This window comes from Marinobacterium weihaiense (genome assembly GCF_019061305.1).
Classification (GTDB): Bacteria; Pseudomonadota; Gammaproteobacteria; order Pseudomonadales; family Balneatricaceae; genus Marinobacterium; species Marinobacterium weihaiense.
The window spans coordinates 1-20,450 of sequence record NZ_JAHQZT010000004.1 but is presented as its reverse complement, the minus strand read 5'-3'; the positions used below and the strand labels follow the sequence as shown (position 1 = coordinate 20,450).

Genomic DNA, 20,450 nt, shown 5'->3' with positions numbered 1-20,450 from the left:
GATTCAGCGCTCCGACAGCCTGACCGGCACGCCGTGCCGAAAACGTACACACACCAGTTCCCGTGACAGCCGATGGCCCGCCCTCAGACGCAGGTTGCCGGTCTCGCCCTCGAAGTAGCCGGACTGCCGCCCCTGCAGCTGTGACAGCGCACGGTAGACCGAACCGGCATCCATGCCCAGGGCAAAGAAGCGACTCGATGCCCCCTGACCCGCTCGACTGCGCAGTCGCCAAGGCATGTCACAGAAGCGCACCCCTTCCAGATCACGGTCACGCCGGGCATCCGGCTCACCGCTGTAGATGTGGGACAGGGCATAGACCGGCAGCGCCTCCAGCCCGTGGAAATCCAGCATCGGCTGCACCAGCCGCCCGGCCGCCGGCCGCGCAATCAGCAGCACCGCGTCGGCATCCTGGCGCGGGCGCGGGCGCCGTTCCAGTTCGCCCCCCAGCCGCGCCTGTAACTGCTGGCCACGTGCCTCGCTGGCGCGCACGCCGAGATACTCGGCCAGCTGCGCATCCAGAGCATGCGGCGACTGGCGGTAACGCAAGGGCGGCAGCAGGTGCAACGCCGCAGCCGCGGCCTGCTGCTCGAGGCGGGCCAGCAGCGGCTCGACCCAGCGTGCATCCGCCGGCGCCAACAGCAGCACCCGCCGCCGCCCTTCACGTTGCATCAACGCCAGCAACTGCTCCAGTTCCTGATCGGACGCCAGATCCAGCTGGACCCCGTTGAACCCCGGCTGCGTGCGGTTCAGCGCCAGCACCGCTACCGGCAACGAACCATCGAGCTGTTGACTCAGGGGTAGACGCATGGGACCCACCAGCAGGTCCAACCGGTCCTCGCGGGCCCGGTCGCGAATAAAGACCTTGATATCCGTCGCCAGTTGCGTGCTGTCATACACATGCAGTTCTGGTACCGCATACCCCTGGCGCCGATCCCAGTCCAGGGCCGCCCGCATACCTGCCAGCACCTCCTGTCCCTGTGTCGCCAAGGTACCGCTGAGAGGCAACAGCACCCCCATCCGCTCGATCCGCGCCGGCAATGACACCGGGGCGGCTGCGGATCCCGCGCCCAGCTGCGGCAGCCAGCGCACCGCCGGATGGTGAAACCACTGTTGCCGCCAGACCTGCAGCACGGCCTCACGCTGCGCCGGCCGTGCCAGACGCACCTGGCGCGCCAGTTCGAACCAGCCCTGCTCGAAATAGGTGTTGTCCGCCTGACTCAACTGCAACAGCCGTGCCGTGGGCAGCTGCTCCAGCCCTGACCAGATCATCGCCAGCTGTGCCGCATCGACCCGGGCATCGGCCGCATTCATCTGCTGACGCAGCGTTGGCTGACGCAGCGTTGGCTGGTGCTGTGCTGACGACTGTCCCCACACTGGCGACCACCCCAGTAGGATCAGCAGGGCAGCCTGCGCCGCCCATGCCGCCCACCTACTTGCCTTGACTGCCATCCGGTGTTTTTCCTCGCCGCTCACCGCTACAATCGATACATACCCGACAGGCCTGTGGATATAGATCGATGAAATACTTTTTCCTGCTGTTACATGTCCTGCTGCTGATCCTGCTGCCGCCCACCGCGGCCGCGATAACCGTCGAAGCTATCGGTCAGGCACCCTACTCGCGACAGGACCCCGGGCTATCCCGCCAGCAGGCCCTGCAACGGGCCATGGAGCAGGCGTCGATCCAGGCCGCCTCCTGGCTCAGTGGCACGCGCCAGGCCCGGAACGGCATGCTGGATATCGACACGGTCAGGTTACGCAGTATGGGCAAAGTGAGCAATGTGCGCGTGATTGACGAAAAGGTCCAGGGTGGCCAGATCAGTCTCACCATTCTGGCGGACGTGGATGTAGGAGCCGAATGCCATGATAGCCGCCGCGAGACCGCCTACCGCAAATCACTGGCCTTCACCCACTTCCCGCTGGAGCAACCGGCCGACGCCAACGATGGCGCCTTGCATGAAATCCAGCAAGGCATGGCCACGCTGCTTGCCTATCAGCTGCGCCAGAGCAGCACTTTTAACGCCCTTGATGCCGGCCACCTGAATATCATCGGCACCCCGACCCAGGCCCCGGTACGGCTATTGCCGGAAGGGACCCTCACCACCCTGCTACATGACAGCGAGCAGCACCGGGTGCAATATCTGGTCAGCGGTGTCATCCGAAGCCTGGCGGCACATCATGCACCCGGCCCGCAGCAGCCCAATGTGCTGGTTGATCTCTACCGTCAACACGCCCCCGAGCACGGTTACCATCAGCGTGATTTCGTGCTCGACCTGTTCATTCACGACGCCTTCACCGGCAGCCTGGTACACCAGCAACGCTACCACATGACCGCTGACTGGAATGCCGATAGCCACGACAAGGTCGGTTTCGGCACCCCGCGCTTCTGGCAGCAACCCTTTGGCCAGCAGCTGCGTGCGGTGATTCGCACGGTCAGCAATGACATTCAGCAACAGCTGATATGCGAACCCTTTACCGCACGCATCACCCGTACCCGTGACAAGACCGTCTGGATTGGAGCCGGCAGCCTGGATGGCCTCAAAACCGGTGATCGCCTCAGTGTCTATCGCCGCCTGACCCACTATGACAGCCAGATGCGGCCGGAATACGAGCTGATCAATACCGAACACAGCCTCACGCTGACCCGAGTACAACCCACTCAGGCACGGGGCACACTGGATGCCGCAAGTGAAACGCTGAACATTCAGCAGGACGATATTGTAATTGCGCATTGACGCGCTTAGTCTTGATCCCTTTGATCATCTGTGACAGGAGTGAAACACCATGCAGAGCGGACTCTTTACCGAACTGGAGAACAAAATTGAAGGACTGATCGAAGAGGTCGAGCTGCTGCGTCTCGAGGTCAGCGAACTGCGCCAGACCAAACAGGCGCTGGAAGACGAACAGTCCCAGACTGAACAGAGCCTGCAGCGCGTGCTGGGCAAGTTCGATCGCCTGAAGGACAGTGAAAGCCTCTGATCGGCTTGCTCCGGGCAGCAAAAAGGGCACCCTTGGGTGCCCTTTTTGCGTAGATCACGGCGCGATTTAGCGCTGGGTACCGCGAATCTTGATTTCCACACGGCGGTTCATGGCACGCCCGCCGGCTGATTCGTTGCTGGCGATGGGATAACGCTCGCCCAGTCCGCGCGCATCCAGGCGCAGGTTGCTGACGCCCACCGATGATAAATAGCGTGCCACGCTGTTGGCACGACGCTCGGACAGCTGCTGGTTGTACTCGAACGAACCGGTCGAGTCGGTGTAGCCCTCGACCGCCACCTGGGTGCGGTCGAATTTCATCAGGACCTTGCCCACCGAGTCCAGAACCGGATAGAACGACGGCGAGACACGGTCACTGTCGGTAGCAAAGGTGATGTTGCCCGGCATGATCAGGCGGATGTCATCGCCGACACGCTCCACGCGCACGCCCGTACCTTCCAGCTCCTGACGCAGCAGCATTTCCTGACGGTCCATGTAGTAACCGACACCGCCACCCACGGCACCACCGATGGCTGCCCCTGCCAGCGCACCCTTGCCACGATCGTCATCATTGGCAGCGGCGCCGATCACGGCACCGGCCAGCGCACCCAGGCCGGCTCCCTTGGCGGCATTGGATGTCTTGGACTGCTGCGTGTAGGGATCCAGCGTGGTACAACCGCCCAGCACCATGGCACTCATCGCTGTTGCCAGCATCAGTTTTTTCATGTTTCCTCCTGAATTCAGCTACCGGCACAGCTGTGTGCCGACACAAACGCTGTCTATTTATCCCAGCATAGCTGAACGAGCCATGAAAATCAGTGACGCTCCCACGAGACAAACCCGCTCCACAGCGCTGGTCAGCATCGACTTCAGGCGATAAAATGCACTGTTATCCTTTACTGTCATCCGCGTCACCACCCCGAGGAGTTTCTTTTGTCTCAGCTGCCTGTCATTGTCGGTTTCGGTGGTATCAGCCCCGCTGGTCGTTCGTCCTTTCATCACGGTTATCGTCGCCTGATCCTGGATCAGCTGGACACGCACAGCCGGCAGGAAACCCTGACTGATCTGGCCACCCTGAGCGGGCTGGCCGAGTACGACAATGGCCAGTACCGCCTGAGCCAGAATGACAGCCTGTTCAGCCGTGATGCGCTGGCAGCCGCCATTGAACAGCAGGTGTGCCAGAACACCCTGATCCGCCGTATCCACCCGGACTGGTTTGACGTCAATGCGGTCATGTTCAATCGCCCGGCCACAGCCAAGAGTGGTGAGAGTCCGCTACGCTTTCGCCTGCGCAACCGTCACCTGCCGCAGGTGATCCCGGACAACTGGACCCTGACCGACCTCGGTGGCGGCCAGACCGAAGTCAGCGTGGATGGCAGCTGCGACCTGATTTTCCCTGACAGCAAGACCGCGCTGGTACAGAGCGCCGGCATGCTGCCGACCGGTTTCGAACCGGGCAAGCTGTATCAGTCGCGTAATCATCCGCGCGGCCTGCAGATGGCCGTCTATGCCGCCTCCGATGCGCTGCGTTCGGTCGGCATCGACTACGACAGCCTGCTCAACCGCCTGGCACCGGACCAGATTGCCGTCTTTGCCAGTAACTCCATCGGTCAGCTGGACGACCTGGGCTTTGGCGGCCTGACCAAGTTCCCGGCACTGGGCAAGCGCACCACCTCCAAACAGATGCCGCTGGGCTATGCCCAGATGCCGGCCGACTTCATCAATGCCTATCTGCTGGGCAATGTCGGCACTACCGGTGGCGCCCTGGGTGCCTGTGCTACCTTCCTGTACAACCTGCGCAGCGGCGTGGACGCGATCCGCAGTGGCAGCTGTAAACTGGTACTGGTCGGCGGCAGTGATGCACCGGTCACTCCGGAAATCATCGAAGGTTTCCGTGCCATGGGCGCACTGGCTGAAGACAAGCAACTGATGGCACTGGATGATCTGGCGGAGCTGGCCGAACAACACTACCGTCAGGCCTGCCGCCCCTTCGGCAATAACTGCGGCTTCACCATGGGTGAATCCAGTCAGTTCCTGGTACTGATGAGCGATGATCTGGCCCTGGAACTGGGCGCTGACATTCACGGCGCCGTTGCGGATGTGTTTGTGCATGCCGACGGCCACAAGAAATCGATCTCGGCACCGGGTATCGGCAACTATATGACCCTGGGCAAGGCGGCATCACTGGTCGGCGACCTGCTGGGCGAAGAGTCACTGCGCCAACGCAGTTTTGTACAGGCTCACGGTACCAGCACACCGCAGAACCGGGTGACCGAATCTCATGTAATCAATGAAACGGCCAAGGCGTTCGATATTCCCGCCTGGACCGTGAGCGCGGTTAAGGCATACCTGGGACACTCTCAGGGCACAGCCGGTGGCGATCAGCTGTTTGCCTCGCTCGGGGTCTGGAAACACGGCATCGTACCCGGCCTGACCACCACCCCGGCCATTGCCGATGATGTTCACGCCAGCCACCTCAACCTGCCGTTGCAGCACCTAGAAACCGGTGCTGATGGTATGGACTCGGTGCTGATCAACGCCAAGGGTTTTGGCGGCAACAACGCCAGTGCCGCAGTGCTGGCACCGCACGTGACCGAACAGCTGCTGACACGCCGCCACGGCGAGACCGCCATGACCGCCTGGCGCCAGCGCCGCGAACAGGTGCGTGAACAGGCCGAGGCGTACAATCATTCGGCCATTAACGGTCTGGCTCGACCGATCTACCGCTACGATTACAATGTGCTGACCGGTGAAGACCTGCAGATCAGCGCCGACGCGATTCGCCTGCCGGGCTACGCACAGCCGATCTCGTTGAAAGTGAACAACCCGTACAAGGACCTGTGCTGAGCACCCGTCTTCTGTCCCAAGGCCAAGGCGCACCGGATAGGGTGGCGCCCAACACTGACCCATACAGGATGTTGCCATGAAGCGTTTGAGTCTGCTCACTGCCGCACTGGCGCTGGGAGGTTGCGTCAACCTGTCCGGCGCCCTCAAGGATGATTCCGGCGCCGACGCCTACTACACACTGGATACGCGCTACTATCGCTTTTGTCGGGGCATGACCCCGAACTGCCAGGACCTGACTTCGATCGTCTCAGTCCGCGCTCAGCTGCGTCCCATTGAGCATATCTACGGTCGGGCCGTTCAGGGCCCCAACTACCCGACCGACCTGGCGCGCATGATCATCGACCCGCCCGACGGCAGTTACACCACCGAAGCCATGGGCAGCGATGGTCGCTATATCCGCGTTCCGATCAACCGCCACACGGATACCGTCTGGAATACCCTCGACAGCGCCTACGACAGCATCTATCGCTGATCCGGCAGGCGCAGCAGCTGCTGCGCCGTGCGGCTGGTCGCCTCGGCGACCGCCTCCTGCGACAGCCCGCGCCATTGCGCAATCAGAGCCGCCACCTCGGCCACACGTGAGGGTTCGTTAGGCTGATCCGGATACCCCGCCAGCGGCATGTCAGGGGCATCGGTTTCCAGCACCAGCCACTCCAGCGGTAACGCGGTCGCCAACCGCCGCAGCTTGCGCGCCCGTGCATGGCTGAGTGCCCCGCCAAACCCCAGCTTGAACCCCAGCCCGGCATACGCCCGTGCCTGCTGTTCGCTGCCGGAAAAGGCATGCACGATGCCTCCCCGCGGCAAGTGCACCTGCCGCAGCCGTTTCAATACCTGATCATGCGCCTTGACCACATGCAGCAACACCGGCAGGTCGTGCTGCCGTGCCAGCTGCAGCTGCTGCTCAAACAGAGGCAGCTGCACCGCCGGCGCAGCCTGCCCCGGCCGAAAATCCAGCCCGATCTCGCCCAGCGCCACCACCTCAGTCTCATTCAGCACCTGTGCCAGTTGTGCCAGCGCCGCCGTGACATCATGGGAAAAGCAGGGGTGCAGCCCCAGCGCGGGATGCAAGCCGGGAACCGTCGCACACAGATTCAGCACACGCTGAAAGTTATCCACAGCAATGGATGGCACAACGATCTGCCCGACACCCGCCGCCTGCGCCCGGGCCTTCACGGCATCAAGATTGGCCATCAGGTCGGGAAAGTCGAGATGGCAGTGAGTATCGATCAACATGGGGAGAGTATGGCACATGTCTTCATCAACCAGCGATGTCATGCCCTCTGACACGGCGTCACCCCGTCCACGCGGCCTCGCCGACACCTTCAATGGCGCCAGGCTGTCAGCCGGCAACAGTACCACGGCCACCGCGACATCCTGCCACCGTCATGCCTTGACCACTAAGCCGACCGACAGGGATATATTCATGGCGTCTCGGCGAGTAAGCAAGGCAGGCAGCAACACGGACCATGGCACAGCTGCCTTGCAAGGTGTGCAACCGCTTCAGTGCTCACGCGTTGCGCGGAAGCGGATATCCGGCCAGCGCTCTTCGGTCAGGGACAGGTTGACCCGGGTCGGTGCCAGGTAGGTCAACAGGCCGGCGCCGTCGATTGCCAGATTGTCGTAGCCCTTGCGGCGAAACTCATCCAGCATTTTCTGATCATCACACTCGACCCAGCGGGCCGTCTGCACGCTGATCGGTTCATAGAGGCAGTCCACCTTGTACTCGTCCTTGAGGCGGAACACTACTACCTCGAACTGCAGCTGACCCACCGCGCCCAGAACCAGGTCGTTGTTTTTCAGCGGCTGGAACAGCTGTACGGCTCCCTCTTCCGACAGCTGCTGCAAGCCCTTTTGCAACTGCTTCATCTTCAGCGGATCGGTCGGGCGGACGCGGCGAAACATCTCCGGTGCGAAGTGCGGAATCCCGGTGAACTTCAAACTTTCGCCGGCGGTGAAGGTATCGCCGATCTGGATGGTGCCATGGTTGTGCAAGCCGATGATGTCACCGGACCAGGCTTCTTCCACGTTCTCGCGGTCACCGGCAATGAAGGTCACGGCGTCCGCAATGCGCACATCCTTGCCGGTACGCACGTGCTTCATTTTCATGCCACGGCTGTAAGAGCCGGAGCAGATGCGCATGAAGGCGATGCGGTCACGGTGTTTCGGGTCCATGTTGGCCTGGATTTTGAAAACGAATCCGCTGAAGGCTTCCTCGTCGGCCACCACGTCGCGGCTCTCGGTAGCGCGGGCCGGGGGCGCTGGTGCCCACTCGACAAACTCGTCCAGCATCTCCTTGACGCCGAAGTTACTCAGGGCCGTACCGAAAAACACCGGTGTCATCCGACCGGCCAGGTAGGCGGCCTGATCCCATTCGTGACAGGCGCCCTTGACCAGCTCAATCTCGTCCACGAAATCATCATATTCGTCCTCCAGCAACGCCCGCGCCTCGTCGGAGTCCAGCCCCTGGATACGCTTGTCTTCCGGCAGTGTATGCCCCTGTCCCGGGGTGAACAGATGAATAGTATCGGTATACAGGTTGTACACGCCCTTGAACCACTTGCCCGACCCTATGGGCCAGTTGATCGGTGCCGCCTCGATCTTGAGGACTTCTTCGATCTCATCCAGCAGCTCGATCGGATCGCGAATGTCGCGGTCCAGCTTGTTGACGAAGGAGAAGATCGGCGTGTCGCGCAGGCGGCAGACATCCATCAGCTTGATGGTCCGCTCCTCGACACCCTTGGCGCCATCGACCACCATCAGGGCCGAATCCACGGCGGTCAGGGTGCGATAGGTATCCTCGGAGAAATCCTCGTGCCCCGGTGTATCCAGCAGGTTGACCACGCGCTCCTTGTACGGAAACTGCATCACCGACGAGGTGATGGAGATACCGCGCTGCTGCTCCATACTCATCCAGTCCGAGGTAGCATGACGGTCGCTGCCGCGCCCCTTGACGGTACCGGCCACCTGAATCAGCTGACCGAGCAGCAACAGCTTCTCGGTGATGGTGGTCTTACCGGCATCCGGGTGAGAAATGATGGCAAAGGTGCGGCGTTTGGATACTTCCTGCGTGATCGCTGTGCTGGGCATCAAATAGGTCTTCTGCTTGGACACGGGGCCTAAACGCCCCGAGGTTAATCGGAAATGGCGTCTATTTTCGCTGATCAGGCCAGGTTACACAATGCACCCGCCCTACTTCCACAACTCGGATACCGGTGTCTCGGGGGAGAACCGATCCGCGACCTGTGCCAGCAGCAGCTCACCGCAGGCGATGGCATCGGTCAAGGCGTGATGGGGGCGGTAATAGGGCAAATGATAGCGCTCCCGGCTCTGCGCCAGCCGGATGGATATCGGCTTGTGACCGAATAACCGGGCCCAGAAACTTACCCGCCTGCGCCGGTACAGGCGCGCCTCCAGCTCCATGGTATCGATCACCGGAAACTCGATACCCTCGCGAATGCGGGCTTTCAGTGCCGAGTTGAGGAAGGCCCGTTCGATACCGCGATGGTGCACCACCACCACCTTGCCCTGCAGCTGGGCCAGCAACTCATCCAGGATACGCATCAAATCCGGTGCTTCCTCGATCTCCGAATGGGTGATGCCATGTACCACCACCGATTCGCTGCTCAGCGTCGCCCGCGGCTTAAGGACCCAGTGACGGGCCTGACCGCAATAGATGCGTCGGCTGTTCATTGGCACCAGACCGATGCTAACAATCCCGCTCTTGCGCGGGTCCAGTCCGGTGGTTTCAAAATCCACCGCCACCATCGGCACGTCGGACAGCGGCGTCTCGGGGGCTACCACCCCGGCCCCATAAAAGGCCTTAAGCGCCGGATGGCGGGCCGTTGTCGCCAAGCTGCGGTAGCGTTCGGCCCAATCGGTCGTGACCGTATCCTGGCCATCCAGCGAAGGCTCATTCTGCAGCTTGCTCTTGTCCAGATAGAACATCAGTTGCTGCGCCCCGGTTGATAGCGGTACTTGAGAAACTTCTGCGCATTGGACAGGATCTGAAACGCATCCTTGAGATTCTTGCGTTCGAAGTCGGACAGGTTCTCCGGCTCGATGTTATTGTCCGGCGCATTGCCCGCCTCCAGATCCAGAGCCTGGTGGCGAATGCGCACCATGGCGATCAACTCCAGAGCATCCCGCAGGTCCGGCCCGCGGCCGCGCGGCAGCAGCTCGGCGTCGATGATATCCTTGAGGCGGTCAAAGGTGTTGCGCTCGCGGGATCCCACCGCCAGCGCATGCACCCGCACCAAGTCCGCCAACGGCGCCGTGCCCCGCCGTTTCATATTGATCGAGTTGCTATGGCGACCATCGGTTTCCATCACGAAGTCCTTGAAGAAGCCCAGCGGCGGTGTACGCCTCAGTGCGTTGCGAGCCATGCAGGCCAAAAAGCGCGGGTTGCGACGCGCCTTGCGCCAGATCAAATCGTTGAGCATGTTGGCCCAATACGCCTCGCCCCATACCCCCTCCAGGTCGAAGAAAATCGAACTGTTGAGTAATGACTCCGGCGTCGGTTTTTCAATCCAGTCATTGAAATACTGCTCCCATACATGCAATGGCTGGCGCCATTTCTGGTTGGTCGCCATGATATTGCCGGTACAGTAGGTATAGCCGCAGGCATCCAGTCCGTCACAGACAAAGGTGGCCAGTGCTTTGAAATAGTCATCGTGCAGTTTGGGGTCAAAGCGGTTATCCAGCACCATGGCGTTATCCTGGTCGGTCACGATCAACTGTTCTTCTCGCGCCATGGAGCCCAGCGCCAGGAAACAGTAAGGCACCGGCGGCGGTCCCAGCTTTTCCTCACCCAGCTCCAGCAGGCGCTGCTTAAAGCTGCGCCCGATGACCGACATCGCGGTACCGATCATCTGCGAGTTGGCATCCTCATTGACCATGCGCGTGAAACAGGCACTGACATCGGAACGCAGGGCAACCAGCTCCTCCACGCTCTGGGCCCGGAAGATGCTGCTGACCACGAACAGGCTGTTTTGCGACTCGTAGCGGATGATGTCCGACAGTGCGATCACACCCATCGGCTGCTGGCGCTTGAGCACCGGCAGGTGGTGCACGTTATGGCGCAGCATCAGCAGCATCGCCTCGAACACGAACTGGCCATGTTCCACCGCGATCAGCTCGGCGGTCATGATCTCGGTCACCGGCGTCTCGAACGCCAGTCCTGGTGTAATCAGGCGATTACGCAGATCCCGGTCGGTGATGATGCCCACCACCGGCTGTGCTTCGGCGGTCTCGTCCAACACCAGCACCGAAGACACGCCCTCTTCGGTCATGCGCATGGCCGCGTCACGGGCACTGGCAGTGCGCGGCAGGGTGACGGCATCCCGAATCACCAGGGTCTCGATCTTGGCCGTCATCAGTTCGTTGGCATCCTCGCGGCGCCGGGCAACGGCCTGGCGCAGGCGCGTGCGGTCCTCCACTTCGACAATGTCGGCAAAGGCCTCATTACCATCAAACAGCTCGTTAAACAGCGCCTCCGGGATCATGTATACCAGGGTATCTTCCAGCGCCATGATCGGAAAGCGCACCCGCCCGTTGCGCAACAGGCCAAACTCGCCGAAGAACCCCCCCTCGCTGAGACGGTTGTACAGATCGCCGTTGCGCCGGTAGATCTCTACCGCGCCGCTGCGGATGACGTACCAGTCGTGAATTTCCTCGCCAAACTCCAGCACCTGGCTGCCTGCCTTGAAGTAGGCAATTTCCACCTGTGCAGCCACCTGCTGCAGCTGCTCGTCCGACAGTTCCGTGAACGGCTGGTGCCGCCCCAGGAACTCGGCTATTTCTATCTGTTCCGCGTGCATGGCATCCACCCTGTCAGTGCTTGAACGAAAACAGGCGGAGTGACGCGAGTCAGCTCCGCCTGTGGCGCAAGGGGCGTGTGGTTACGCCCGCGGCTCTGAAGCCAGCCCCTTGATCATCGAGAAGGCCGCCATCAGCAGCACCAGCGTAAACGGCAGGCCGGTCGACACAGCCATCGCTTGCAGGGCCGCCAGGCCGCCGCCCAGAATCAGGGCGATAGCCACCAGGCCTTCAAAGGTGCACCAGAACACGCGCTGCGGCGTTGGCGCATCGACCTTGCCACCGGCCGCGATTACGTCAATGACCAGCGAGCCGGAATCCGAGGAGGTCACGAAGAACACCATCACCAGCACGATGGCTATGAACGAAGTGATCTCCGCCAGCGGCAGAGCATCCAGCATGGTGAACAGGCGCAGCGGCAGATCCGCATCCTTGATGGCGGTATAGCCCTCGCTGAAGTGCAGATCAATGGCAGTACCACCGAACACCGTCATCCACAGCACGCACGCGGTGGACGGCACCAGCAGCACCGCGATCAGGAACTCGCGTACGGTACGGCCGCGGGAAACGCGCGCAATGAACATGCCAACGAACGGGCACCAGGAGATCCACCAGGCCCAGTAGAAGGCGGTCCAGCCGGAAACGAAGTTGACGTCTTCACGCCCGACCGGATTGGACAATTCGGGCAGGAAGCTCAGATAGGCCACCAGGTTATCGAAGAAGCCGGTCATCAACAGCAGCGTCGGCCCCACAAAGATCACGAACACCAGCAACAGGATCGCCAGAATCATGTTGATTTCGGACAGACGCTTCACGCCGGCGTCCAGGCCTGCCAACACCGATACCAGCGCAATGGCCGTGATGCCGATGACCAGCAGAATCTGCGTGGTATCGCCCATAGGTATGCCGAACAGATAGTTCAGACCGGACGTTGCCTGAGAGGCACCGTAACCCAGCGACGTGGCCAGGCCGAACAGAGTCGCCAGTACGGCCAGAATGTCGATGATATGGCCCGGCCAGCCCCAGACACGCTCACCCAGCAGCGGATAGAACACCGACCGAATGGTCAGCGGCAACCCCTTGTTGAACGAAAACAGGGCCAGCCCCAGCGCCATGACGGCGTAAATCGCCCAAGGATGCAGCCCCCAGTGGAAAATGGTGGCCGCCATGCCCAGCTGGCGAGCGGCTTCGGGGTCATTGCCGGCGGCCCCCAGCGGCGCCCAGTCGGTGCGTAGACCGTCTTCACCAACGCTGACACCACCGAAGGAGCTCAGCGCATGCGACATGGGCTCTGACACCCCGAAGAACATCAGACCTATACCCATGCCGGCCGCAAACAGCATGGAAAACCAGCCCAGATAACCGTAATCGGGCTGGGCCTCGGTACCGCCCAGACGAACACGTCCCAGCGGCGTCACGATCAACACCAGACAGATCACCACGAAGATGTTGGCGGCGCTGATGAAAAACCAGTCAAGATTGCCGGTCAGCCAGTTGCGCAGACCGGTAAACAGCGGCTCGACCTGATTCTGGAAGGCCAGTGTCAGAATGACAAAAGCCACCACGGCCAGGCCGGAAATGGCAAACACGCGGTTGTGGATATCAAGCCCGAACGGGCCCACATTGACAACAATGTTATCCTGACCGATCTGATAATCCGTATCGATAGGATTGACATCGCCATCGGGGATCATAGGATCTTTATTATCAGCCATTATGGACTGTCTCCCTCAGGTTGGGTGCGGTGTACACCCGGTCGGCGCACTACAGGGGGGCAGTCGACGACCGGCTCTACTAACAGTATGTTGGATCAGGTGCGACTTTCGCAAGTTGCTGATTCGCGACAACCGGCCTGCGACACTGTGTCGCAGCCTTAACGCGCGCCGCACACCGTTATACTGACGCCTTCATTTGCCACCCGCCCGGAGGTCCCGCCCTGAACGGCTTTCACGCACCCCTGCTGCAGCTGACCTACATCCGTACTCTGGTGCTCCTGATGCAGGGCTGCGCCCTGCTGTTCGGCACCTTCGTGCTGCATCTGAGCCTGCATGGCTGGCTGCTGGGCTCGGTCCTGGCCGGCCTGCTGCTGCTCAACCTGATGACTTTCGCCCGTCTGCACTCGCCACTGCCGGTGACCGATCTGGAGCTGTTCAGCCAGCTCTGCGCCGATGTGGTGCTGTATGGCTGCCTGCTGTATCAAGCCGGTGGCGCCACCAACCCGTTCATCTTTATTCTGCTGGTGCCTCTGCTGATCACGGCCGCCACGCTGCCCAAGCGTTTCACCCTGCTGATGGCGCTGATGGTTGTCAGCCTGTACAGCATTCTGCTGCGCCATTTTGAACCCCTGATTACACCCGGCGATAGCCACCAGCACCGCCTGCTGAACCTGTTTGATCTGCATATTACCGGCATGTGGATCAACTTCCTGTTTACCGTGCTGCTGGTGACCTGGTTCATCAGCCGCATGCAGGCCTCGCTGCAGACCCAGCGTCAGCATCTGCAACAGGCACGCGATCAACGGTTGCAGGATCAGCAGTTGCTGTCGCTGGCCACCATGGCTGCCGGGACCGCCCATGAACTGGGTACCCCACTGGCCACCATGCAGGTGACCCTGCGGGAGATGGCGCTGGATCACCCGCAGGATGCGCAGTTGCAGGAGGATATCCAATTGCTGCAGGAGCAGGTCGAACGCTGCAGTCAGCGCCTGCAGCAGATGAGTCACAAGGTACGCGATGCCCGCCAGGGAGATGGACCGGTGCCGATCCATAATCTGCTCACGGAAGTCCTGGAAGAGTGGAGCCTGATGCGCCCGGATGTCAGTTATCGGTTCGACAGCACTCCGGCCATACAGGCACACATACAGGGATCCACGGCACTGCGCCAGGCACTGCTGAATCTGCTCAACAATGCCGCCGACGCCGCGCCCGATGACATCGACATTCGGCTGGACTGCCCGACACCTCTACAGGCACGGCTGCGCATCCATGACCGCGGCCCCGGGTTACCGCTGGAACAGGCCGACCGTCTGGGACAGCCGTTTGTCACCACCAAGGGCCGTGGCCTGGGCATCGGCCTGTTTCTCACCACCTCGACCCTGGCCCGCCACCAGGGCGAAGTCCGTCTGTATAATCACCCGGAAGGCGGTACGTTGACCGAAGTCTGCCTGCCGCTGCTGCCCGAATCAGAGGAGCCCGAATGATGCAGGAACGCTTCCTGATCGTCGATGATGACCCTACATTCACCCGTGTTCTGGCCCGCGCCATGACCCGGCGCGGCTACGATGTCTGCGTGGCTCGTCATGTGGAGGAGGCTGTGCAGAAGGCGCAGGCAACACCGCCCGACCTGGCCACGGTGGATCTGAAAATGGAGGGCCCTTCGGGGCTAACACTGTTGCCCGAGCTGCGGGCCCTGAACCCGCAGATGAAGATCCTGGTCCTGACCGGCTATGCCAGCATCGCCACCACCGTGGATGCGATCAAATCCGGTGCCGACAACTACCTGCCAAAGCCTGCGGATGCCGACCAGATCCTGCGCGCCCTGGGTGTGGATCAGGAGACGCCGACCCAGGAGACCGAGATTCCGGAGCAGCCAATGTCGGTCAACCGCTTGGAATGGGAACATATCCACAAGGTGCTGCACGAACATGACGGCAACATCTCGGCCACGGCACGGGCACTGGGCATGCACCGCCGCACTCTGCAGCGCAAGCTGTCCAAGCACCCGGTACGGCGTTAGTAGCTGTGGATAAGTGTCATTGTTCGTCGATGTACAGGCGGGCGTCGAACGTGCGAATCCAGTCCGGGTGAAAGGCCATCATCGCGGTCATGATGATGCCGTTCAGCAATCCCTCCGGGAACATGATCAGCGGCAGGAAGCGCACATACTCCAAATAGATCTTGCCCCAGGGGTATACGCCGTCGAACCAGAGCAGCAACGCCATCACCATGCCGGCCGCAGCCGTCGCCACGCCAGCGCCGAAAAAGGCACACATGAACAGGTAAACAAAAAAGTTGCGCGGCAGTTTGGCTTCCACCAGCCGCAGCACACCGATGCTGGCCAGTGCCGGCACAATCACGGAACAAAGCACGTTGACACTGAAGGTGTCCCAGCTTTCATGACCGATCACCGTCATCCCCAACAGGGCCAGGGTGCCGGACAGGATCGCCAGATCCCAGCCGAACATCAGCGCCAGCGTGGTCATACCCAGAAAATGAATGCCCAGCCCCGGCGACACGCCGGCCCGCATGGTCCACATCAGCATCAGGCTGACAGTGGCGCCGAACAACAGATGCTGCAGACGCCGCTCGCCGGCGAGCACCGGCCACGGGGCCGAGCGCAGTGCCAGCAACAACATCAACAACGAAAACAGCGCCGCTGCCCACAGCCAGCCGCCACTGATCAGTCCCTGAGTCAGACTCATGTGTCTACCTGTTCAGTTGACCCGCATCGCCCGGGCGCTCGCAACCAAACAGCAAGGCATCCTCACGGCCAACCTCCAGCGGGTAATAGTCCTTGCGCCGACCGGTTTCATGCCAGCCGGCCCGATGATACAGCTGCTGCGCCGCAAGGTTCGAGGCCCGAACCTCCAGAAACAGCTGACGCGTCCCCTGCTGTTCCAGCTGCGTCATCGCATGGTTCAGCAACGCCAGGGCAATGCCGCGTTGGCGCGCGGCAGGCGCACAGGCGATGCGCAGCAGTTCAGCTTCGTCCAGCACCCGGCTGAACAGGCAATAGCCCAGAAGGGTATCGCCTTCCCGGGCCAGCCAGGCTGCCGCACCCTGCCCCTCCAGCGCCTTGTGCCACCAGCGGACGGCGAAGGCATCGCCGGCGAAGCACTCAAGGTCCAGCGCTTGCACCGCGTCCAGATCCGCCGGTTGCAGCGGTGTCAGGCTCAGCATGCGTCGGCGGCTCCGGGCAGGCGCCGCAAGGGCTGCAGATCGCGCCACACTTCGGCTTTACGCTCGGGCAGACGCAGCAGTTCACTGAGGCTGAGGGTGACCAGGGCCTGACGCCCCTCGGCCAGCGGCAGCCACTGACCCTGGCACTCGTCCAGCACCCGCTCGGTATCCACCACCCACTGCAGGGCGGCTTCGCCCAGCAGCAGAACATGCCGGATCTCGGGCTTGAACTCCAGGGTACGCTGCAGCTTGTGCCGCGCGGCGCGGCGCGCTTCTTCCGGCCCCTGGTCCAGCGTCTTGCTGGCCAGCATGGGCCAGGGCAGCATGAAGGGCGCTGACAACGCCTGCTCCGCCGGCAACCCCAGCGCACGGGTCATGCCCTGCAGCAGTCGCTTGTGCTGGCGACTGAAGCCGTCGGCATGGTGCGGCGGCAACGAATCGATGATCAGCAGATCCGCACACACCAGGTACGCCAGCTTGAAGCGCGGTGCCGGCTCCAGCGCCGTACGCGGCCCGACCGTACGCGGCCCGACCGTCCGCGGCCCTGCGGCCACCGGTGCAGCCGTAGCGGCTGGTTTGGGCGCGGGCACATCCACCAGCGTGGCCGTATCAATGCCACTGCCGGCCGAACGCGGAGATGCGGAGCGTGCCTGCGGGCCCGATGACGACTTCGCCACCGGTGACGCAGGCGTCGAGACGGCTGCAGGCGCGTCCACGTGTTCGGCCGCATGAAAGCCGGCCACCCAGTCCGGCGAGGTGGCGGCCCCAGGCAACGGCTGCCGGGGCAACCAGCTGTCGATGCCAATCGCCTCCAGCCACTGATGACGCTGCTGCTCCTGAGCCTGTAACGACATCAACGCCTCTTATACCTGCGGGTGTGCTTTCTGAATGTTGGCATCCAGCATGTTCAGCGCATGGATGTAGGCCTTGGCCGAGGCGATGATGATATCGGTGTCGGCACCCAGACCATTGACGATACGACCAGCCTTTTCCAGACGTACGGTCACTTCGCCCTGGGAATCGGTGCCGCTGGTGATGGCATTCACCGAGTACAGCTGCAGGTTGGAGCCGGACTGGGCCACCTGTTCCAGCGCCTTGAAGGCCGCATCGACCGGGCCGCTGCCGGAAGATTCGACAGAGTGCTCTTCTCCATCCACGGATACCACCAGGCTGGCCACCGGGGTTTCGCCGGTCTGGGAGGTGACGTTGAGACTGCTCAGGCGGTATTTTTCATGACCGGCGGAGGCACGAGCATCGCTGACCAGCGCCACCAGGTCGTCATCGAAGATCTCGCTCTTCTTGTCGGCCAGCTCCTTGAAGCGGGCAAAGGCGGTATTCAGCTCGGCATCGGACGCGAAGCTGGTGCCCAGCTCTTCCATGCGGGTGCGGAAGGCGTTGCGACCGGACAGCTTGCCCAGCACCATGCGGTTGGTATTCCAGCCCACATCTTCCGCGGTCATGATCTCGTAGGTTTCGCGGTGCTTGAGTACGCCGTCCTGATGGATGCCGGACTCGTGCGCGAAGGCGTTGGCACCGACGATCGCCTTGTTCGGCTGCACCGGGAAGCCGGTGACGCTGGACACCAGACGCGAGGCCGGCACGATCTGGGTGGTATCGATGCCGGTGGTCAGACCCAGCACGTCCTGACGGGTACGCAGCGCCATCACGATCTCTTCCAGCGAAGCATTACCGGCACGCTCGCCCAGACCGTTGATGGTACATTCCACCTGACGGGCACCGGCACTTACTGCCGCGAGCGAGTTGGCCACCGCCAGACCCAGGTCGTTGTGGCAGTGTACGGAGAACACCGCCTTGTCGGCGTTGGGAATGCGCTGAATCAGCTGGGCGATGGTGTTGCCGTATTCCTGGGGCACCGCGTAGCCCACGGTATCCGGGATGTTGATGGTGCGGGCACCGGCATCGATCACTTTCTCGATGATGCGGCACATGAAATCCAGCTCGGAGCGGCTGGCGTCTTCCAGCGAGAACTCCACGTCGTCGATCAGGTTACGCGCACGCGTAACCGCCCGCACCGCGTTTTCAACCACCTGATCCGGCTCCATCTGCAGCTTGTACTGCATGTGGATCGGCGAGGTGGCGATAAAGGTGTGGATACGGCCGGAGTTGGCGCCGCGCAGGGCCTCGCCGGCGCGGTCGATATCCGCATCCAGGGCACGGGACAGGGAGCAGACGGTGCTGTCCTTGATGGTATCGGCGATGGTTTTCACCGACTCGAAATCACCGGGGCTGGCAATGGCAAAGCCCGCTTCGATCACGTCTACGCGCAGCTTTTCCAGCTGCTTGGCAATGCGCAGCTTCTCGTCACGGGTCATGGACGCGCCCGGGCTCTGTTCGCCATCACGCAGGGTGGTATCGAAGATAATTACGCGGTCATCATTGCGGCTCATGCTCACTACTCCCGTCGGGCCCGGACCGCTCCTGTCCGGGTGTGGATAAGTCTGCCTTGGGGTCACAGGTGGAAGGCAGCTGAAGATAGGCTTATTGTATCACCAAGCTGCAACTGCCAACACGCATCATGACAAGGAGCCAGGACCATGAATGCCACCCGTTTTGACCAGCTGATCGACCGCCGCGCCACGTCCAGCGAGAAATGGGAAAAATACGCCGACAGCGAAATCCTGCCGATGTGGGTGGCCGATACCGACTTCATGGCGCCGCAGCCGGTGATCGACGCCCTGCACCAGCGCATCGACCATGGCGTGTTCGGCTACACCTGCACCCCGCCGGAGCTGAACCGGCTGGTGATCGAACGCATGCAGGCGCTGTATGACTGGCACATCGAGGCCAACGATCTGGTCTGGCTGCCCGGCCTGGTCTGCGGCCTCAACCTGGCCTGCCGTACGGTGGGCGAGAGCGGCTCGGCGGTGATCACCCCGGCCCCGGTGTACCCGCCGTTCATGTCGGCACCGCGCCTGTCCGACCGCAGCCTGATCAAGGTGCCGCTCAAACGCGGCGAGGACCGCCGCACGCTGATCGACCTGGACGCGCTGGAAGCAGCAATCACCCCCGAGGCGAAACTGCTGCTGTTCTGCAACCCGCACAACCCGGGCGGTACCCTCTATCGCCGTGAAGAACTGCAAGCCCTGGCCGAGATCATCATCCGCCATGATCTGATCATCTGCTCCGATGAAATCCACTGCGACCTGATTCTGGAACCGGGCCTGACCCATACCCCCATCGCCTCACTGGGCGACGCCATCGCCGCCCGCACCATCACCCTGATGGCGCCCAGCAAGACCTACAACATCGCCGGCCTCGGCTGCTCCTTCGCGGTGATCCAGAACCCGGAACTACGCCAGCGCTTCCAGCGCGTGCGCAAGGGCATCGTGCCCGACGTCAACCTGCTGGGCTACACCGCCGCCCTGGCCGCCTACCGCGACGGTGACGAATGGAACCGCGCCCAGCTCAACTACCTGCGCACCAACCGCGATTACCTGGTGGAAGCGATCAACGCCATCCCGGGACTGAAGCTGGACCCGATCGAAGCCACCTACCTGGCCTGGATCGACGTCTCCGCGGCCTGCCTGGATAACCCGCCCCACTTTTTCGAGCAGGCCGGGGTTGGCCTGTCACCGGGCCGCGACTTCAGTGATGACCGTTTCATGCGGCTGAATTTCGGCTGCCCGCGCGCGCGGCTGGAGCAGGCCGTGGACCGAATTCGGCGGGCGCTGCTGAATGAATTGCCGGCTTAAATATACGCCATTGCAGTCAATATAAATAAAAGGCGACATAGTCGCGATATATATACAAACCAAAACTAACGAATGTTTTAAATGACGCCATTAAAAGACAAAGCATGGGTGGCAGGGCGAGAGCGTGAACAAAAAGTAATCAGTTCAGTCTTTGAGCTTTCCTCCACCAAGGCATTTGTGATCAGATACTGGCTTTTGTGATGAC

Annotated in this window: 18 protein-coding genes; 7 read left to right on the top strand and 11 right to left on the bottom strand. The window is 61.9% G+C overall.

What is annotated here, in order from left to right; all coding sequences use genetic code 11:
- Positions 1-3: 3 nt before the first annotated feature.
- A complete protein-coding gene (locus KTN04_RS03935) occupies positions 4-1,449 on the bottom strand; it encodes a penicillin-binding protein activator (protein ID WP_217333917.1) in 1,446 nt (481 codons plus the stop codon).
- Between the two features lie 68 nt (positions 1,450-1,517).
- Between KTN04_RS03935 and KTN04_RS03930 the strand changes: the two genes are divergently transcribed.
- Together KTN04_RS03930 and zapB are read left to right on the top strand one after the other, a co-directional pair.
- On the top strand, positions 1,518-2,732 hold the full coding sequence (locus KTN04_RS03930) for a flagellar assembly protein T N-terminal domain-containing protein (RefSeq protein ID WP_217333916.1): 1,215 nt from the start codon (positions 1,518-1,520) through the stop codon (positions 2,730-2,732).
- Between the two features lie 49 nt (positions 2,733-2,781).
- Entirely contained in the window at positions 2,782-2,976 is a 195-nt protein-coding gene (gene zapB / locus KTN04_RS03925) for a cell division protein ZapB (RefSeq protein WP_217333915.1), read from the top strand.
- A 66-nt stretch (positions 2,977-3,042) separates the two neighbouring features.
- Here zapB and KTN04_RS03920 read toward each other — a convergent pair whose 3' ends face one another.
- On the bottom strand, positions 3,043-3,699 hold the full coding sequence (locus KTN04_RS03920; RefSeq protein WP_217333914.1) for an OmpA family protein: 657 nt from the start codon (positions 3,697-3,699) through the stop codon (positions 3,043-3,045).
- Positions 3,700-3,906: 207 nt separating this feature from the next.
- On the opposite strand from KTN04_RS03920, the gene KTN04_RS03915 reads away from it, so the two are divergent.
- Positions 3,907-5,820 (top strand): beta-ketoacyl synthase, encoded by a 1,914-nt coding sequence (locus tag KTN04_RS03915; RefSeq protein WP_217333913.1) that lies wholly within the window; start codon positions 3,907-3,909, stop codon positions 5,818-5,820.
- 76 nt (positions 5,821-5,896) lie between these two features.
- The gene (locus tag KTN04_RS03910; protein WP_217333912.1) at positions 5,897-6,292 is read left to right on the top strand and encodes a hypothetical protein; all 396 of its coding nucleotides are present in this window, start codon (positions 5,897-5,899) and stop codon (positions 6,290-6,292) included.
- Here KTN04_RS03910 and KTN04_RS03905 read toward each other — a convergent pair.
- From KTN04_RS03905 to KTN04_RS03885, 5 genes are all read right to left on the bottom strand, one after another.
- Positions 6,283-7,185: a TatD family hydrolase gene (locus KTN04_RS03905; RefSeq protein WP_328515953.1), complete on the bottom strand. Its 903-nt coding sequence runs from the start codon at positions 7,183-7,185 to the stop codon at positions 6,283-6,285. The two genes, KTN04_RS03910 and KTN04_RS03905, sit on opposite strands and share 10 nt — an antisense overlap.
- Positions 7,186-7,320: 135 nt before the next feature.
- Positions 7,321-8,907 carry a peptide chain release factor 3 gene (locus KTN04_RS03900; protein ID WP_217334073.1) on the bottom strand — a complete coding sequence of 529 codons (1,587 nt, stop codon included), beginning with the start codon at positions 8,905-8,907 and terminating at the stop codon, positions 7,321-7,323.
- A 102-nt stretch (positions 8,908-9,009) separates the two neighbouring features.
- Positions 9,010-9,765 carry a 3'-5' exonuclease gene (locus KTN04_RS03895; RefSeq protein WP_217333911.1) on the bottom strand — a complete coding sequence of 252 codons (756 nt, stop codon included), beginning with the start codon at positions 9,763-9,765 and terminating at the stop codon, positions 9,010-9,012.
- A complete protein-coding gene (locus KTN04_RS03890) occupies positions 9,765-11,636 on the bottom strand; it encodes a DUF294 nucleotidyltransferase-like domain-containing protein (RefSeq protein ID WP_217333910.1) in 1,872 nt (623 codons plus the stop codon). The genes KTN04_RS03895 and KTN04_RS03890 overlap by 1 nt, the downstream gene beginning before the upstream one ends.
- A gap of 81 nt (positions 11,637-11,717) precedes the next feature.
- Positions 11,718-13,349: a BCCT family transporter gene (locus KTN04_RS03885; protein WP_217333909.1), complete on the bottom strand. Its 1,632-nt coding sequence runs from the start codon at positions 13,347-13,349 to the stop codon at positions 11,718-11,720.
- 281 nt (positions 13,350-13,630) lie between these two features.
- Here KTN04_RS03885 and KTN04_RS03880 point away from each other — a divergent pair, with 281 nt between their 5' ends.
- Both KTN04_RS03880 and KTN04_RS03875 read left to right on the top strand, forming a co-directional pair.
- The gene (locus tag KTN04_RS03880; RefSeq protein WP_217333908.1) at positions 13,631-14,833 is read left to right on the top strand and encodes an ATP-binding protein; all 1,203 of its coding nucleotides are present in this window, start codon (positions 13,631-13,633) and stop codon (positions 14,831-14,833) included.
- Positions 14,833-15,369, top strand: a complete 537-nt coding sequence (locus KTN04_RS03875; RefSeq protein WP_217334072.1) for a response regulator transcription factor — start codon at positions 14,833-14,835, stop codon at positions 15,367-15,369. The genes KTN04_RS03880 and KTN04_RS03875 overlap by 1 nt, the downstream gene beginning before the upstream one ends.
- 16 nt (positions 15,370-15,385) lie before the next feature.
- Here KTN04_RS03875 and KTN04_RS03870 read toward each other — a convergent pair whose 3' ends face one another.
- From KTN04_RS03870 to KTN04_RS03855, 4 genes are read right to left on the bottom strand one after another with little or no spacing between them, the layout of a single operon-like run.
- Positions 15,386-16,054, bottom strand: a complete 669-nt coding sequence (locus KTN04_RS03870) for an energy-coupling factor ABC transporter permease (protein ID WP_217333907.1) — start codon at positions 16,052-16,054, stop codon at positions 15,386-15,388.
- 4 nt (positions 16,055-16,058) lie between these two features.
- On the bottom strand, positions 16,059-16,532 hold the full coding sequence (gene rimI, locus KTN04_RS03865) for a ribosomal protein S18-alanine N-acetyltransferase (RefSeq protein ID WP_217333906.1): 474 nt from the start codon (positions 16,530-16,532) through the stop codon (positions 16,059-16,061).
- Positions 16,526-17,386 (bottom strand): uracil-DNA glycosylase family protein, encoded by an 861-nt coding sequence (locus tag KTN04_RS03860; RefSeq protein WP_217333905.1) that lies wholly within the window; start codon positions 17,384-17,386, stop codon positions 16,526-16,528. The genes rimI and KTN04_RS03860 overlap by 7 nt, the downstream gene beginning before the upstream one ends.
- A gap of 9 nt (positions 17,387-17,395) precedes the next feature.
- Positions 17,396-18,940, bottom strand: a complete 1,545-nt coding sequence (locus KTN04_RS03855; RefSeq protein WP_217333904.1) for a 2-isopropylmalate synthase — start codon at positions 18,938-18,940, stop codon at positions 17,396-17,398.
- A gap of 147 nt (positions 18,941-19,087) precedes the next feature.
- On the opposite strand from KTN04_RS03855, the gene KTN04_RS03850 reads away from it, so the two are divergent.
- Positions 19,088-20,245 carry a MalY/PatB family protein gene (locus KTN04_RS03850; protein WP_217333903.1) on the top strand — a complete coding sequence of 386 codons (1,158 nt, stop codon included), beginning with the start codon at positions 19,088-19,090 and terminating at the stop codon, positions 20,243-20,245.
- Positions 20,246-20,450: the final 205 nt, after the last annotated feature.